This is a genomic window from Streptosporangium carneum (assembly GCF_027922005.1).
GTDB lineage: Bacteria > Actinomycetota > Actinomycetes > Streptosporangiales > Streptosporangiaceae > Streptosporangium > Streptosporangium carneum.
Genome location: NZ_BSEV01000014.1, coordinates 90,446 through 105,191 on the forward strand (window position 1 = coordinate 90,446; position 14,746 = coordinate 105,191).

General features: G+C 68.5%; 17 protein-coding genes. 12 read left to right on the forward strand and 5 right to left on the reverse strand.

Annotated features, from left to right (window positions below; translation table 11 throughout):
* Positions 1 to 31 precede the first annotated feature (31 nt).
* A complete protein-coding gene (locus PKF00_RS26825; protein WP_271220409.1) occupies positions 32 to 1,222 on the forward strand; it encodes a low temperature requirement protein A in 1,191 nt (396 codons plus the stop codon).
* A 55-nt stretch (positions 1,223 to 1,277) separates the two neighbouring features.
* Here the strand turns inward: PKF00_RS26825 and PKF00_RS26830 are convergent, their stop codons facing one another.
* The gene (locus tag PKF00_RS26830) at positions 1,278 to 1,733 is read right to left on the reverse strand and encodes a winged helix-turn-helix transcriptional regulator (RefSeq protein ID WP_271220410.1); all 456 of its coding nucleotides are present in this window, start codon (positions 1,731 to 1,733) and stop codon (positions 1,278 to 1,280) included.
* On the opposite strand from PKF00_RS26830, the gene PKF00_RS26835 reads away from it, so the two are divergent.
* The 4 genes from PKF00_RS26835 to PKF00_RS26850 all read left to right on the forward strand — a co-directional run bounded on the left by PKF00_RS26835 (position 1,698) and on the right by PKF00_RS26850 (position 4,541).
* Positions 1,698 to 2,429 (forward strand): NADPH-dependent F420 reductase, encoded by a 732-nt coding sequence (locus PKF00_RS26835; protein ID WP_271220411.1) that lies wholly within the window; start codon positions 1,698 to 1,700, stop codon positions 2,427 to 2,429. The genes PKF00_RS26830 and PKF00_RS26835 overlap by 36 nt on opposite strands.
* Before the next feature lie 169 nt (positions 2,430 to 2,598).
* A complete protein-coding gene (locus PKF00_RS26840; RefSeq protein ID WP_271220412.1) occupies positions 2,599 to 2,766 on the forward strand; it encodes a hypothetical protein in 168 nt (55 codons plus the stop codon).
* A gap of 593 nt (positions 2,767 to 3,359) precedes the next feature.
* Complete coding sequence (locus PKF00_RS26845) at positions 3,360 to 3,911, forward strand: hypothetical protein (RefSeq protein ID WP_271220413.1); 552 nt, start codon at positions 3,360 to 3,362, stop codon at positions 3,909 to 3,911.
* Between the two features lie 93 nt (positions 3,912 to 4,004).
* Positions 4,005 to 4,541: a VanZ family protein gene (locus PKF00_RS26850; RefSeq protein ID WP_271220414.1), complete on the forward strand. Its 537-nt coding sequence runs from the start codon at positions 4,005 to 4,007 to the stop codon at positions 4,539 to 4,541.
* 27 nt (positions 4,542 to 4,568) lie between these two features.
* Here PKF00_RS26850 and PKF00_RS26855 read toward each other — a convergent pair whose 3' ends face one another.
* From PKF00_RS26855 to PKF00_RS26865, 3 genes are all read right to left on the reverse strand, one after another.
* The gene (locus PKF00_RS26855) at positions 4,569 to 4,757 is read right to left on the reverse strand and encodes a GNAT family N-acetyltransferase (protein ID WP_271220415.1); all 189 of its coding nucleotides are present in this window, start codon (positions 4,755 to 4,757) and stop codon (positions 4,569 to 4,571) included.
* Positions 4,758 to 4,846: 89 nt separating this feature from the next.
* Positions 4,847 to 5,446, reverse strand: a complete 600-nt coding sequence (locus tag PKF00_RS26860) for a phosphoribosylanthranilate isomerase (protein WP_271220416.1) — start codon at positions 5,444 to 5,446, stop codon at positions 4,847 to 4,849.
* Between the two features lie 154 nt (positions 5,447 to 5,600).
* Complete coding sequence (locus tag PKF00_RS26865) at positions 5,601 to 6,587, reverse strand: GlxA family transcriptional regulator (RefSeq protein ID WP_271220417.1); 987 nt, start codon at positions 6,585 to 6,587, stop codon at positions 5,601 to 5,603.
* Positions 6,588 to 6,719: 132 nt separating this feature from the next.
* Between PKF00_RS26865 and PKF00_RS26870 the strand changes: the two genes are divergently transcribed.
* From PKF00_RS26870 to PKF00_RS26900, 7 genes are all read left to right on the forward strand, one after another.
* Positions 6,720 to 7,358 (forward strand): HD domain-containing protein, encoded by a 639-nt coding sequence (locus PKF00_RS26870; protein ID WP_271220418.1) that lies wholly within the window; start codon positions 6,720 to 6,722, stop codon positions 7,356 to 7,358.
* Positions 7,359 to 7,445: 87 nt separating this feature from the next.
* Positions 7,446 to 8,579, forward strand: a complete 1,134-nt coding sequence (locus PKF00_RS26875; RefSeq protein ID WP_271220419.1) for a sensor histidine kinase — start codon at positions 7,446 to 7,448, stop codon at positions 8,577 to 8,579.
* Between the two features lie 411 nt (positions 8,580 to 8,990).
* On the forward strand, positions 8,991 to 9,779 hold the full coding sequence (locus PKF00_RS26880) for a vWA domain-containing protein (RefSeq protein ID WP_271220420.1): 789 nt from the start codon (positions 8,991 to 8,993) through the stop codon (positions 9,777 to 9,779).
* A gap of 20 nt (positions 9,780 to 9,799) precedes the next feature.
* Entirely contained in the window at positions 9,800 to 10,873 is a 1,074-nt protein-coding gene (locus tag PKF00_RS26885) for a hypothetical protein (RefSeq protein WP_271220421.1), read from the forward strand.
* A gap of 15 nt (positions 10,874 to 10,888) precedes the next feature.
* Complete coding sequence (locus PKF00_RS26890; RefSeq protein ID WP_271220422.1) at positions 10,889 to 11,671, forward strand: vWA domain-containing protein; 783 nt, start codon at positions 10,889 to 10,891, stop codon at positions 11,669 to 11,671.
* Positions 11,668 to 12,216 carry an OmpA family protein gene (locus PKF00_RS26895; RefSeq protein WP_271220423.1) on the forward strand — a complete coding sequence of 183 codons (549 nt, stop codon included), beginning with the start codon at positions 11,668 to 11,670 and terminating at the stop codon, positions 12,214 to 12,216. The genes PKF00_RS26890 and PKF00_RS26895 overlap by 4 nt, the downstream gene beginning before the upstream one ends.
* Before the next feature lie 244 nt (positions 12,217 to 12,460).
* Positions 12,461 to 13,189 carry an NPCBM/NEW2 domain-containing protein gene (locus tag PKF00_RS26900; RefSeq protein ID WP_271220424.1) on the forward strand — a complete coding sequence of 243 codons (729 nt, stop codon included), beginning with the start codon at positions 12,461 to 12,463 and terminating at the stop codon, positions 13,187 to 13,189.
* Between the two features lie 88 nt (positions 13,190 to 13,277).
* On the opposite strand, the gene sthA is transcribed toward PKF00_RS26900, so the two are convergent.
* Positions 13,278 to 14,681, reverse strand: coding sequence for a Si-specific NAD(P)(+) transhydrogenase (sthA, locus tag PKF00_RS26905; RefSeq protein ID WP_271220425.1), 1,404 nt, complete (start codon positions 14,679 to 14,681; stop codon positions 13,278 to 13,280).
* Between the last annotated feature and the right edge of the window lie 65 nt (positions 14,682 to 14,746).

Sequence of the window (14,746 nt, forward strand, 5' to 3'; positions counted from 1 at the left end):
GCGCGTTGCTCCGTGTCCGGACAATATGCCTATGCGCCTGCCCGACTGGTTCAGGGAACGGGTCGACCCCCTCCCCCCGGAGAGCGAACTCCGCGTCTCCACACTCGAACTCTTCTTCGACCTGGTCTTCGTCTTCACCGTCACCCAGCTCACCAACCTGCTGGCGGACGGGGTGCAGCGGGGAAGGCCTCTTGAGGGCGCGCTGCGCGTGCTGGTGGTGTTCGGCGTCATCTGGTGGATGTACGCGGGCTACGCCTGGCTGACCAACGCCGTCTCCCCCGTACGCCCAGCCCGCCGCGTCCTGATGCTGCTGGGCATGGCCGGTTTCCTGATCGTCGCCCTGTCGATCCCCTCGGTGTTCGACGGCGACGGGCTGGCGTTCGCGATCGGGTACCTGCTGCTGATCGTCGTGCACGCCGGGCTGTACGCCCAGGCCACCTCGGCCATCGCCAGGGTGATCCCGTTCAACCTCGGCGCCGTCGCGCTGGTGGGCGTGGCGAGCCTTCTGCGCGAGCCGTACAACTATCTGCTCTGGGCCGCCGCGACGGTGCTGCTGTGGGGCAGCCCGTACTTCATCGGCCAGCGGGGCTTCGCCCTCAGACCGGCCCACGTGGTCGAGCGCCACGGCCTGCTGGTGATCGTGGTGCTGGGCGAGTCGATCGTGGCGATCGGCATCGGGGTGCAGGGGCTCCACCTCGGCCTGGAGCTCGGGCTGGCGGCGGTGCTCGGGCTCACGCTGGCGGCCTGCCTGTGGTGGCTCTACTTCGGCGGAGACGACGAGGTCCGCGCCGAGCACGCCCTGGGGCGCGCCGAGCCGGTGAGGCGGACCCGGCTGATCCTCGGCGCCTACTTCTACGCGCACATCCCGATGCTGCTGGGAATCGTCGCGGTCGCCACCGGGATCAAGAAACTCATCGGCCACCCCGGCGATCCGCTGAAGCTCGCCGCCGCCGTGACCCTCGCCGCGGGCGTCGCCCTGTTCCTGGCGGGCAACGCCTGGTTCCGCGGGGTCCTCGGCATCCAGGACAACCGGCTGAGGATCGCCGGCGCCCTGCTCTCGGCGGTGACGATCCCCTTCGCCCTCTGGTCGGGCCTCGCACAGCTGGTGGCGCTGGTGGCGCTGGTGACGGCGGTGGTCGTGCTGGAACGACGCCGTGACCGTGAACGGACCGCCGGACCCTCCGTCGACGGGCGGACCGGCGAGCTCCTCGCCGACGGGTGAACCGGCGCGCCACATCCGGGTCAGGCGTCGCTCACCGGCGTCGGCCCGGCCGGCGTCACCACTCGCCGCACGGTCCCGCCGTCGGCGTGCCGGCGCCCATGCCGTCGGCGCGGTCCTGGGCGTCGAGGACCGCGTCACCGTGGTCGAAGGCCCACTCCCCGAAGGCCCCGATGAGCGGCAGCAGGGTGCGGCCCAGGTCCGTCAGCCCGTACTCGACCCGCGGCGGCGCCTCGGGGTATGCCCGCCTGGAGACCAGGCCGTTGTACTCCAGCCTGCGGAGCGTCTCGGTGAGCACCTTCGCGCTGATGCCGCCGATCCGCTCACGCAGGTCGCCGGGGCGACTCGGCCCCTCGCGCAACGCCCACACGACGACGGCGTTCCAGGTGTTGCCCATCAGGTCGAAGGCGAGACGGGCACGGCAGTCGGCAAGGAACACGTCGAGGTCCTCCAGTATGGCCGGGACGTCGCACACCGAATGGTGCCTGACGGGCTTTCTACATTCGTCTCCCATCAGTCAACGACATCGGGAGGACGGATGCGCATCGGCATCCTCGGCGCGGGCCGCATGGCGGACGCGCTCGGAACGCAGTGGGCCAGGGCGGGTCACCTGCTGACAGTGAGCGGACGGGACCCGGAGAAGGCCGCCGCCCTCGCGGAACGGCTCGGCCCCTCGGCCCGCGCGGGCACCTGGGCACAGGCGGCGACGTCCGGGGAGGTGGTGCTGCTGGCCGTACGCGACCACGCGGTGCCCGAGGTCCTGGCGGCGGCGGGGGCGGCCGAGGGAACGCTGCGCGGGCGCGTGCTGGTCGACTGCACGAACCCCGTCGTGCCGGGACGCCTCACTCTCGCCACGGAGGGCGGTCCGTCCATGGCGGAGCGCGTCGCGTCCGCCGCGGTCGGCTCGCGTGTGGTCAAGGCGTTCAACCTGTGCCACGAGGACGTGTGGCGGATGACTCCGCCCGTCTTCGACGGTGTCCCGCTGGCCGTACCGCTGTGCGGGGACGACCGCGACGCGCTCGCGACCGTGCGTTCCCTGGTCGAGGACCTCGGGTGCGCGGCGGTCGAGGGCGGCGGGCTCGACCGGGCCGGACTCCTCGAGGCGACGGCCGCGTTCATGATCGGGCTGTGGTTCGGCGGCGCGGACGCGCGGGCGACGCTGCCGCCGCTGAGGTTCGCGCAGGGGGATCCCGACGCGGCGGGCTCGTGACATCCGACGACCGCCACCCCTGGCGAGCGGCACACCCCGACGACCAGGACGGCCGGTGACAGGGCGGCCGACACCGCCGGCTGACACCGCCGGCCGTCCTTCTTCCCGGCGCCGGAGAACCGCTTCGCGGGGAGGCCGTACGGCGGTCTAACGCGGAACGGTCCGCGCCGTGACGGTTGGGGACGTGGCGGCCGGGGGCACGGCGGTTTGGGGCATGGCGGCGCTCACCCTCCAGATCGCGCCGCCACGCCCCGCGCACGGGGTGACCCGGGACAGCCTGACCGTCCAGATCACCCCAGCCTCATCGGTCGGTCGTCCCGGGCCGCCGCCCGGCTGACGTGACCGTTCGGGTCCCCGTCCCGGACCCGCGGAAAGGCTCTGATCGACACCGGGACGACACCGGGGCCACGGTGAACGTCTGGAGTGATCTCCTGGCTCCCCCGCCACGTCTCCGAGCCGTTCAGCGTTGCGTACGGCAGGCGGTCGGGCGGGCAGATCGGAAGCGATCATTGCTGTGTCTCCTTTCGGTGCGGGAGATGTGCCGTTGTTTCCCCTCAAGGGTGCCGTGAGGCGACCGCTTCCGTCAGTCCTTCTATTACGACGACGTGTACGCATATCGAGTTTCGTTTTCTGTAGGACGCAGGGGGGTTTATGTAGGACCACGAAGGACCGCTCACAAAATCCCCCATAAATCGCATTGATCACAAACGCCAACATTTCCCTCAAAGAACGTCCGGGCTCGCCGACTCCGGGCCCGCGTCGTTGATCACACATCTGTTTGCGGATAGGTTCCCGTCTGACCAGGGAGCACAAGAGCAGATTTGACACAACAGACCTTCCATACTTTTCTCTCACATTTCACGCATTGCGAAATCCCTTCATATTCACATTCGTCCCATCATCGCGAATTCACCCACGGGAGGACTCGTCTTGCTGGACCGTCGTCTTTCTCCCACCGCCCGGCGTCCCGTCACCGCGACGGCCGCGATCCTCACCGCCTGCGCCTGGCTGGTCACCGCCGCCACCCCCGTGAGCGCCGCCCCCTCGGTCAGCGCGACTCCGCCGGTCAGCGCGGCTCCGTCTGTCAGCGCGGCTCCGTCTGTCAGCGCGACCACCACCGCGAACGCGGCCTCCGTCAGCGACTGCGGGAGCCTCACCTTCTCCGGTTCCGCGTTCGGCTACATCGACAACGGGACGCTCAGCGCCGGGTTCTGCGTCGGCCTGAGACACCTTCGCCGGATCAACGTCGCCTACGACAAGGCGAAGGGCCCCGCCACGAACATCCGGCTCGGCTACCAGCAGACGAACAGTTCCGGAGTCGGGATCAGAAGGCCGGTGTACGCCCCCTCCCTGACGACGGGGCCGGGGGGCGGCGCCTTCAAGAGCTTCTATCTCACCCTTCCCCAGGGCTGCTACCACGGGGTGATGCTGAACACCGCCACCCGGTTCCAGTACGTCACCAAGGTCTGGGGCGAGTGCTGACCGCGCCCCCGGGGCGGGGCGTGGAAAAGTGAGCGTTCCCGTGTTCCGAACTTCCCACCCACATCGTTTCCCGCTGTCCGTGGAGCGTTTCCCGTGCCCGTTCCCGTCGAGGTCTTCTTCTCGAACCGCGACCTCTGGACGCCGGTCGCCTGCCTGCTGGCGGTCCTTGTCGGACTTTCCATACCGCTGAGCGCGAAAGCGGCCGTCCTTTTCCGTTCGAACCGGCTCGTGACGTTCTGCTCACTGGCGTGCCTGGCGGTCATAGCGGCGCTCACACTGCCGACGCGGTTTTCGTCGCACCGGCAAGCATCCTGCACGCTCGAAGGCCTTCCGGGAATCGTCTCCCTCGCGGATCCGCAGAACCTCCTCAACGCGTCGCTCTACGTTCCAGCGGCCTTTCTCGGAGTCCTGGTGACACGCCGCCTCTCCGCGGTGGCCGTCGGGCTGGCGGCGACGTCGGTGTCGATCGAGCTCGCCCAGCTTCTCTCCGACCGGCGCAACTGCAACCTCACCGACATGCTCTTCAACACGCTCGGCGCTCTCGTGGGTGTCGCCCTGGCCGCCGTCGTCCTGCACCGCGGGATCCGCGGAGGTCTCCCACGTGAGACGGGCGGAGGCCGTCCGCGATGACAGCCGTGTCCTCCGGACGGCCCCGGCTCAGACGCCGAACGGCGCGGGATAGACGATGAGGCCGCTCGGCACCGGAAGGGTCTCGTCGAACACCAGCGCCATCATCGCCTCGACGAGATCGGCCTCCATCGGGGTGGGAAAGGCGCTGAGGTTGACCTCACGGACAGCGGCGACGTCCCCACCGGTCTCGGGACGGGTGTTCCAGGTCGTGGACACGGCGGCGAGTCCTTCCTCCGTGTCCCTGCGGCGCGGCGTCCTCAGAGGTGACGGTCACGGGGGGCGACGCGGGGAGGAGGCGCCGAGGGTCATCCCCGCCCGGTTCGCCGGGCGGCGTCGAGGAAGCTCCTGATGAGGCCGGAGTCCTTCACTCCCGGGGCGGTCTCCACGCCGCTCGAGACGTCCACCCCCCAGGGCTCGGCGGCGGAGATCGCCTCGGCCACGTTCGACGGGTCGAGGCCTCCCGCCAGCATCCAACGGCCCCGGGGCCGGCCGCGCACCGCCGACCAGTCCCACGGCTGCCCCGAGCCCGGCCTGGGCGCGTCGACGATGAGCAGGTCCTCGTCGAAGGCCCCGCACCGCAGGTCGGCGGCCGCGCCTCCGGCGCGGACCAGCGTGACGCCGAGGTCCTTGAGCGCGGTGAAGTCCTCGTGCGGGTGGTCGCCGTGCAGCTGGACGGCGCGCACCCCTGACTCCAGCGTGGCCTGCCGTACCTCATGGGAGGTCTCTCCGGCGAACACCGCCACGGTCAGCACGTGGGAGGGCACCGTCGAGGCCAGCTCGCGCGCCCGCGCGGGGGTGACCCGCCGGGAGCTCCGGGTCAGGACGAAGCCGATCGCGTCGGCTCCCGCCTCGACGGCGGCCATGACGTGCTCGGGCTCGCGCAGCCCGCAGATCTTCACATACACCTTGGCACCCTACTGCCGTGGCCGGCGTGTCCGGCGCTCGTGCCTCGGGGCACGGAGACAGCCGGTCCCGGACGGACTTGGGAGGGGCGCCGGACGTGTCCGTGCCGACGCTCGGGAAACACCACGGGCCCGGTGAAGGCACGCGGTCACCGCGCTAACGGCGCGAGGACCGGAACCGCTGCCGGTAGGCGCGCGGCGAGACTCCCACCTGGTTGACGAAGGCGCGCCGCAGCGACTCGGAGCTCCCGAACCCGGCGCGTTCCGCGGCGGACGTCACGGAGTGGCCCGCGTCGAGCATCGACTTCGCCGCGTCGAGACGGATGAGCTCCACGTACTTCGCGGGGGTCATGCCGACCTCGCCCTGGAACAGGCGGGTGAGGTGACGCGTGCTGACCCCCGCCCGTGCGGCGAGCCGCGAAACCGAGTGGTCGCCCGCCGGATCGGCCGCGACGTCGTCGAAGACGGCCCGCAGCACGGAGGTCTGCGGACGCGGCCCCCGCAGCGAGGGCGAGAACTGCGACTGTCCTCCCGGCCGCTGCAGGAACACGACGAGAGACTGGGCGACGCTCCTGGCCAGCTCGTCGCCGTGGTCGTCCTCCAGCAGGGCGAGGGCGAGGTCGATGCCCGCGGTGACGCCCGCCGAGGTGTAGAGGGAGCCGTCCCTGACGAAGATCGCGTCTGGTTCCACCGTCACCTCGGGGTAGGACCTCCGCAGGGTTCGGGTGTGCTTCCAGTGGGTGGTCGCGCGGCGGCCGTCGAGCAGGCCCGCCGCCGCCAGGATGAAGGCCCCCGTGCAGACGGAGGACACGCGGGAGGCGTGCCCCGCGAGACGGCGCGCGGCGGACAGGAGCTCGACGCCGACCGGACGGGTGGGGAGGACGTCCCCGCCCATCACGAGCACCGTGTCGAACCGGGTCTCCTCGTCGCCGGCGTCGGCGTCCACCGGGATGCGCATGCCGGTGGAGGAGACCACCTGCTCGCCGCCCGGTGAGCACAGCACCAGTTCGTAGGCCGCGCCCAGGCGGTTCGCCTCGCTGAACACCTCGCTCGGCCCGGCGACGTCGAGGAGCTTGACTCCGTCGAACACCAGGATGCCCACCCGATGGGCGGCCTTCCGTCCCGCCGCCGTCACGTGTCCCACACCCGCCCGCCTGTTCCCTGTCCGTTTCTGTGGACAATACGTCCCGCTGGAGCGGGGCGTCTCCCGTCCCCGGCTGGGAGGGTCGAACCATCAGGACATCACCACCGGGGCTCCGGGAAGGAGACCACTCTCATGACCGAGACGATCGCAGGCGTCACCGTTCCCGATTCGGCGCTCGCCAGGGAGGCTACCGAACTCGTCAGGGAGGCCGCGTCCCCCCTGCTGTACGACCACTCCCGCCGGGTGTACCTCTTCGGCTCCCTCCAGGGAAGGCGGCTCGGGCTGCGGGCGGACGCGGAGCTCCTCTACGTCGGCGCGATGTTCCACGACCTGGGGCTCACCGAGAAGTACCGGCGCGCCGACCAGCGTTTCGAACTCGACGGAGCGGACGAGGCACGCCGCTTCCTCAGCTCGCACGGCGTGCCGGAGGCCGACGTCCGCAAGGTGTGGGAGGCCGTCGCGCTGCACACGACGCCGGAGGTGCCCCACCGGCTGGAACCCGAGGTCGCGCTCGTGACCGCGGGCGTCGAGACCGACGTCCTCGGCATCGGGTACGGCGAGCTGGCGGCGGACGACGTGGCCGAGGTGGTCGCCGCGCATCCCCGTCCCGACTTCAAGCGACGAATCCTCCAGGCCTTCACCGAAGGCTTCAGAGACCGCCCCGACACCACGTTCGGCACCGTCAACGCCGACGTCCTCGAGCATTTCGTCCCGGGCTTCAGGCACATCGACTTCGTCGACGTCATCCAGAACTCCGCCTGGCCCGAATAGCCCGCCCGGCGGCCGCCCGCGCCGGGTGACACCGTACGCCCCGGCGCGGGCTCGTGGCCGCCCTCCTGCTGCCCTACTCTTCTGATCGTGAGAAGCCCGCGGACGACGTGGAGACCGCTCCGGCGATCCCGCGTGGCCGACTCCCTGCTCGCGGCGTTCGTCTGGGCGTTCCAGGCGATGCTCATCTTCTCCACCGACACGCTGACGCCCCCGCTTCCGGTGATGGTCGCGCTCGACACCGTCGCCTCGGCCGCCCTGCTGTGGCGTCGCGACCGGCCGTTCACCGTACTGGCGGTCACCACGGCCTGCCATCTGGTCACCGTCGTGACCGGCCAGAACACCTGGGTCTCCCTCGCGGCGACGTGCGCGCTCTACTCCGTCGGCCGGTACGGCGCGACGCGTCGCGCCTGGATCGTGGCGCTGGCCTTCGACTTCGTCATGAGCGCCGCCGCCCAGCTCCTCCATCTCACCGGCGGCGAGAGGCCCGCGGTGACGGGAACGGTCGGGGCGCTGGTCTTCGTCGGGCTCGGCCAGTTGCTGCGGTTCCGCCGGGAGCTGGCGGAGCGCGCGCGGGCCGAGCTGGCCGAGGCCGCCGTGCGGGCCGAGCGCCGCCGGATCGCCCGGGAGCTGCACGACGTGGTGGCCCACCACATCACCACGATGAACGTGCTGGTCGGCGCGGCGCGCACGACCATGTCCCAACACCCCGAACAGGCCAGGGAGACCCTGCTCACCGCGGAGCGGACCGGGCGCGAGGCCATGGCGGAGATGCGGCAGCTGCTGCACGTGCTGCGCGCCGACGACGGCTCCGCCGCGGCGTCCGCCGGGTACGGCGCGGCCGCGCTGCCCGCGCTGGTCGCCAGGGTCAGGGGGGCGGGGCTGCCCGTCGAGCTGGTGGTGGCCGGCGACCCCGTCGAGGTAGGCCCCGTGGTCGACCACACGCTCTACCGGGTCGTCCAGGAGGCCCTGACCAACGTCGGCAAGCACGCGGACGGCGCGCGGGCGAGCGTCAGGATCGTCTACGAACCGGGAGCCGTCGAGGTCGAGGTGCTCGACGACGGCCCCGGGGCGGACGTCGCCGAAGGAGGCTTCGGCCTGGACGGGATGGCCGAGCGGGTGACGGCCTGCGGCGGGCTGCTGCGGGCGGGCCCACGCCCCGAGGGAGGCTTCGAGGTCCGCGCCCGCATTCCCCTGACCGCCGCGGAGGGGAGGACGACATGATCGGGATCCCCGCCGCGGACGCGACCGTCGGAGCGGGCCGCCCCCGGGGGATGGCGCCCCATTTTGATCGGGGCTGTCGACCTACCACCAAAACATCGCCGACCGCATTCTTTCCGTACGAATGAGCTTTACCGAAGAGCGAATCAGGAACTCCCTTACATACCTCGACGTGACGTGAAATCAGACGCCTGCCCACCGTGCCGCCGCAAAGAAAAGCGCAGGCCAGACCTCGTCGGCCCGGCGACGGCGGAAGGAAGATCTACGAGGCTCGGGTTTCAGCCGCAAAGGCGTTAATGTAGATTAATAGCGGTTGGCAGTCTTTTAGTAGATCCTTGAGATCTCCCGCAGATTCCCTGGGGGTGCGTCTTGCGATCAACGAACAAACTACCTCCGATTTTCCTCTGCGCCGCCATGCTCGGCGCCTTCCTCACCGGATGCACCACCGACCCTCTTGACGAAATGCGGAAAAAAGTCGTCCAGAACGCGTCGAAGTTCGAAAAGTTTTGCGAGAAATACTCCTCCTCCCTGTACGTGGGACTTGATGTCTCGGGTTCGAGCCGGGACGAGGATCTCCTCCAAAGCCGTCGTTCGACGATCCGCGACCTGCTGACCCTCACCGCCCTCTGCGGCGCGTCAAGAGAGCTCGGTTCCAATCAGGTGCGCGTCGTGGCGTTCGCCGACTCCGCGGCCGGCGAACAGGTGCTCTACAAATCCCCCTTGGAGTACAAGGGCGCGACCGCCAACGCACAGCTGCGAAGGACGCCCGAGGCCCTCGTGGGCGCGATGGAGAAGATCGACCGGCAACTGAAGGCGGCACTGCAAAAACCGCCGGGTCAGACGTCTGACGTGCTTGCCCAGTTCGGAGAGGCGGCGGAGTTCCAGGCACAGCTTTCCGGAGATCCACGGACACGCATTGCGATCTTGACAGACGGCGTCCACACCGCCCCGCCCGTCAACCTCAACAGGCAGGACCTGGATGTCGGGGAGGCGCTCAAACTCGCCGACCATCTCACCCCGCCACGCCTGAAGGACAGCGAGGTGACCGTCATCGGAATAGGCAGAACCGAGGGCGCCCCGGCCCCTACCGAGTACACGAACGTCATCAAATCCTTCTGGGCGGCGACGTGCACGCGCACAGGAGCCGCCTGTTCCATGGTCACCGATCTTTCCATCCCGGATGGGGCTCAGCTCTGGGAGTGACAAATCAAGGAACAGAAAAAATGGCTACGAAACTTTTTTCCGACCCCATCGTCAAGCGGGCGGAGAGAACCTCTCTGTCGATGGTCGAGAGGGCGTCCGCGGTCCCGGCGCCGGAGCTCCGCTTCTACATCGAGGACCAGCACGACCTCGTCGGTCAGAGCCAGCAGGATCTGTTCAACGCCGAGGGAGAGGCCAAGGCGCGAAAACCTTCCGCGAAGGCGGCGGGGCTCGCCACGGCTGCGGACGCCCAAAGACAACGCCTCGCGGACCATGCCCGGATAATCGTCGCCCGTCAGGAACGGCTGGAAAGAGCCGAGTCGGTGCTCAGCCCGCTGACGACGCGTTCCTCGCACAGCACGTTCAAGTACTGGGCCACGATCATAGCGTTGCTGTTCGGAGATGTGGCCGGCCTCACAGGAGCGGCCCTCTCCTCGGGCGAGTCACCCTATATCGCGTTCATGCAGTCGCTCGCCGTCGCGGCCGCCACCATCGCGGTGGGCAACAGCATAGGAACCTATTTCAAGCACATCCTCGAGGCCAGAAAGCGGGAGAAGGCTCGGCTCACCGCACAGGAAGAGGAGTTCTCACCGCTTTTCGACGGCTCCCACGGACCGATGACACTCCTCATGATCATAGGAGCGATTGCGATTCTTCTCATCGTCGTCGGCATCGGCGGGCTGCGGATGATGGCCAACAACCAAGTCACCGGAATAGTGTTCGGGGCCTTCGCCGGGGCGGTGGCCCTGGGTTCCATGTTCAACGCCTTCCATCACGCGTGCGAGGTTTCCGACAAACTGGATAAATACGAGACGGCCTACGCGCGCGCACGCCGGGAAGAGCGGAGGATCCTGCGTCGCGGCCCCATCTACAAGCAGGCCAAGCTGGCCTCGATCTCCGAGAGCATCCGGACCCAAGCTCAGCTCGAGGGCGCGGGAGCCCATGCCTGGGCAAAGGTCGGCGGATTCGAAACGCTGATCAACAACCCCGGCCTCGCCGGCCATGGGCGGCGGTACGAGGAAGGTTCACCGGAGCCCGTCGTTCCGGCTCCGCGCTCCGACCAGAGCACCGCACCCAGTGATCAGAGATCAAGGTGACGGAGGGACGCCGAGATGACTTTCAAACAGCGCTTCCGCGCCCCTCGTTTCATCGAGCCGAAGTCGTCCAGATGGAGCAGGCTGTTCGGGGAAACCAGCCCCTGGTCAGGGGAGGCCCTCTGGTTCAGGGGTGACCTGGAGGGAAACTGGCGACATCGCCGGCTCGGCGGGAAACCACCGGGGATCCAGCTTCCCGCCACCTCTCCGTGCCCGCACGACCCCACACTGGTCATGGTGGTCTTCGACGACTCCGGTTCGGTGATCGGCAGCAACGACCCGATCGGCAACCGGTACGAGGAGACCAGGGTCGCCGTCGAAAAACTCGCGCGTGCCTGCAAGTGCTATCGCCATGAAATAGCGGTCCTCCACTTCGATCGGGGCACCGGTGGCGACGTGGCTCCGTGCAGACTCGATCGACGAGGCCGTCGGCTGATCAACCAGGGGCTCGCCAAACCCCTTGAGGTGCTGTCGGGTTACGGAACCAGCGAGCTCACTTCGGTGCTCGCCGACGCGGGTCACCTCGCCGTCCAGAGGCCGCGTCACCGCAGGGTCCTGATCGTCTTCTCCGACTACGAGCTCACGGACCCGAACCCGGGTTGGGTGCTCAAGCAACTCTGCCATTTCCCCGCGGAGGTCCACGCGGTGGTGCTGGGCTCCCCGCCCCCTGATCAGCTCATGAACAATCCAGCGGTCGCGGTGACGTCCATCACCTGGAGCAGTCCCCGCGGAGCGGTGGCGCGCACGCTGTTCCAGGCGATCGTCAACGTTCCAGCCCGTTATGAAAGGCAGGGGACATGACCGCCTCCGCCTTACCCGGGCACGTTTCACTCGTTCCCGGCGCGCTTCTCCTCACCGGGCTGACCGCCGTCCTGCTCGCTGGTTGCGGCGGAGAGGAGAAAGCCGTGCCGCCGCCCACATTCATCTCCCAGTCCGTCGCCCCGACCGGGGCCGAGGTTCCTTGGTGGCAGGTCACTCCTCCCTCCGCGCCCCGGCCCCAGACGACGACGAGCATTCCCGCGGAGACGCTTTTCGAGCCGGGATCCTGGACACTCTCGCCACAGGCGAAGACCGTCCTCGACAAAATCGCCAAAAACGCCGCCGAGGGTGACGGCGTCAAAATCATAGTCAGTGCCCACACCGACAGCGACGGCGAGCCTGACTACAACCAGGATCTTTCTGAGAAACGCGCCACGGCAGTGGCCGCCTGGCTGGGCCAGCATGGGGTGAGCAAAAAGCAGATCATCGCCAAGGGGTGGGGGGAGACACTTCCCCTCGCTCCGAACACCAGCACGGAGAACAAAGCCAAGAACCGGCGCGTCGAGATCACCGTCAAAGAATCATGACGGCATCGGCGGCGACCGGAGCCGTCACGGCGCTTCCGCGCCCGTGTTTCTCATCGTGTGAAACGGCGCGAGGACGTTCTCAAAGAGGTGAGCTTCGATGAGACAACCAAGTCACGGCGCCTGCGCGATCGCCTTCCTGGCACTTCTCAGCTGGTTGCCCGCACCTCTCTCAGCCACCGTCCGTCGTCCGGCTTCTGCCATCACATTTCAGGTCGAGTCAACCCAAGGGTGGCAGCGAACCCCCATGAGACTGACCGCCGGGGAGCACTACTCCGTTTCGTACGTTTCACAGAAATGGACCGTTGACTACCGGAACTTCGATTACGTCGACGCCCGAGGCTATCCGCCCGGCACAGACTCCAAAATATACCAGCCGTGCAAGATCACCCCTGGCTGGCCGTACGCGCTGCTTCTCGGCAGGGTGTCGGGCAGCGATCCGCTGCCCATCGGCGACGACAGAGTTCTCACCGCGAAAAGAAGCGGCCACCTCTGGCTTCGCATTCATGACCGGGACGCCTGTCTCGGCGACAACAAAGGATCCGTGCTGGTGAAAATCACGAAACTCCAGAACGAGGTCCAGCGCGACAGGAATCTCAGCGAACTCCCTCAGGTCTCCGGAGGGGCCCAGCACGGTCCGGCCGACGTCAACGGTCAGCGATATGCGAACAGCGTCATACTCGAGGTCGGTTCCTGGTGGCCGACCCCGACGAACGCGGTCGAGTACAACCTGTCGCGTCACTGGAGTGACCTGCACGCCACGGTCGGCGTCAGTGACGACGCGCCGGCCGACACCAGAATGCGATTCGAAGCCTGGGCTGACAACCGCCGGCTGTACCGCAAGGAACTGGGCCTCGGCCAGTCAGACGTGATGGATCTCGACGTGAGCGGTGTGCTGCGTCTGAGACTTCAGGCGACCCTCATCAGCGGCGAGTACGCCAATGCGGTGTGGGGGGACGCCGCCGTAGGCGGATGACGCCTGTCAAATGTGAGACCCCGGCGTTTCGACCTTGTCCCATCCGGGGACGGCACTGCCTCTCCTCTCCCGCAGGAGTCCGCGTCAGTCAGAGTTCGAAGCGGGCGACGCGGCGGAGCTTGTTGGCCGCGTCCAGGGCGGCGACCTTGTAGGACTCGGCCAGGGTCGGGTAGTTGAAGACCGCGTCCACCAGGTAGTCGACCGTGCCGCCGCAGCCCATCACCGCCTGGCCGATGTGCAGCAGCTCGGTGGCGCCGGTGCCGAAGACGTGCACCCCCAGCAACGCCCGGCTCTCCGGGGAGACCAGCAGCTTCAGCATGCCGTAGGTGTCACCGATGATCTGCCCGCGCGCCAGTTCGCGGTAGCGGGCGATGCCCACCTCGAACGGGACGTGGGAGTGGGTGAGGTCCTCCTCGGTCCTGCCGATGAAGCTGATCTCGGGGATGGTGTAGATGCCGATCGGCTGCAGGTGGTGGATGCCGGGCAGCGGCTCGCCGCAGGCGTGGTGGGCGGCGATGCGGCCCTGCTCCATGGAGGTCGCCGCCAGCGAGGGGAAGCCGATGACGTCGCCCACCGCGTAGATGTGCTCGGCGGCGGTGCGGTAGTGCTCGTCGACGCCGATCCGGCCGCGCCCGTCGGCGACCAGTCCCGCGTTCTCCAGGGCGAGGGCGCCGGTCATGCCCTCCCGTCCCGCCGAGTACATCACGGTCTCGGCGGGGATCTTCTTGCCGCTCTCCAGGACGGTCAGCGCGCCGCGTGAGCGTTTCTCCACCGCCGCGACCGTCTCGCCGAACCAGAAGGTCACCGCCAGGTCCCGCAGGTGGTACTTCAGCGCCTCCACGATCTCCAGATCGCAGAAGTCCAGCATGCGCTCGCGCCGCTCGACCACCGTCACCTTCGTGCCCAGCGCGGCGAACATCGAGGCGTACTCGATGCCGATCACCCCGGCCCCGACCACGACCATCGAGTCCGGCACGTCCCGCAGGTGCAGGATGCCGTCGGAGTCGATGATCGTGTGCTCGTCGAACTCCACGGAGGCCGGACGCGCCGGTTTGGTCCCGGTGGCGATGATGATCTTCTCCGCGGTGACCTTGAGCTCCTGCCCCTTGTCGTCGACCACGGCCACGGTGTGCGGGTCGACGAAGTGGCCCAGGCCGTGCAGCAGCGCGACGTGGTTGCGCGACAGCTGGCTGCGGATCACGTCCACCTCGCGCCCCACCACGTGCTGGGTGCGGATCCCCAGGTCCGCCGCCGTGATCTCGTCCTTGACCCGGTAGCTCTGGCCGTACATGCCGCGTTGGTTGAGGCCTGTCAGGTGCAGGACGGCCTCGCGCAACGTCTTGGAGGGAATGGTGCCGGTGTTGATGCAGACACCGCCGATCATGTTGCGGCGTTCGACCACGGCGACGCGTCGCTCCAGCTTCGCCGCCGCGATCGCCGCTTTCTGCCCACCCGGCCCCGAACCCACGACGAGAACATCGAAGTCCCACATATAACCCAGTGTGAACGCCTCAGGCGTTCTCAACCAGGCCCCAGCCCAGGTCCGCGACCCGCGCA

What these genes read in the sequence shown, in the direction of transcription:
- PKF00_RS26895 (WP_271220423.1), top strand. Translation starts at nt 11,668, where the DNA reads ATGACCGCCTCCGCCTTACCCGGGCACGTTTCACTCGTTCCCGGCGCG.
- PKF00_RS26880 (WP_271220420.1), top strand. Translation starts at nt 8,991, where the DNA reads ATGCTCGGCGCCTTCCTCACCGGATGCACCACCGACCCTCTTGACGAA.
- PKF00_RS26885 (WP_271220421.1), top strand. Translation starts at nt 9,800, where the DNA reads ATGGCTACGAAACTTTTTTCCGACCCCATCGTCAAGCGGGCGGAGAGA.
- PKF00_RS26890 (WP_271220422.1), top strand. Translation starts at nt 10,889, where the DNA reads ATGACTTTCAAACAGCGCTTCCGCGCCCCTCGTTTCATCGAGCCGAAG.
- PKF00_RS26900 (WP_271220424.1), top strand. Translation starts at nt 12,461, where the DNA reads ATGAGACTGACCGCCGGGGAGCACTACTCCGTTTCGTACGTTTCACAG.
- sthA (WP_271220425.1), bottom strand. Translation starts at nt 14,681, where the DNA reads ATGTGGGACTTCGATGTTCTCGTCGTGGGTTCGGGGCCGGGTGGGCAG.
- PKF00_RS26825 (WP_271220409.1), top strand. Translation starts at nt 32, where the DNA reads ATGCGCCTGCCCGACTGGTTCAGGGAACGGGTCGACCCCCTCCCCCCG.
- PKF00_RS26870 (WP_271220418.1), top strand. Translation starts at nt 6,720, where the DNA reads ATGACCGAGACGATCGCAGGCGTCACCGTTCCCGATTCGGCGCTCGCC.
- PKF00_RS26835 (WP_271220411.1), top strand. Translation starts at nt 1,698, where the DNA reads ATGGTGCCTGACGGGCTTTCTACATTCGTCTCCCATCAGTCAACGACA.
- PKF00_RS26830 (WP_271220410.1), bottom strand. Translation starts at nt 1,733, where the DNA reads ATGGGAGACGAATGTAGAAAGCCCGTCAGGCACCATTCGGTGTGCGAC.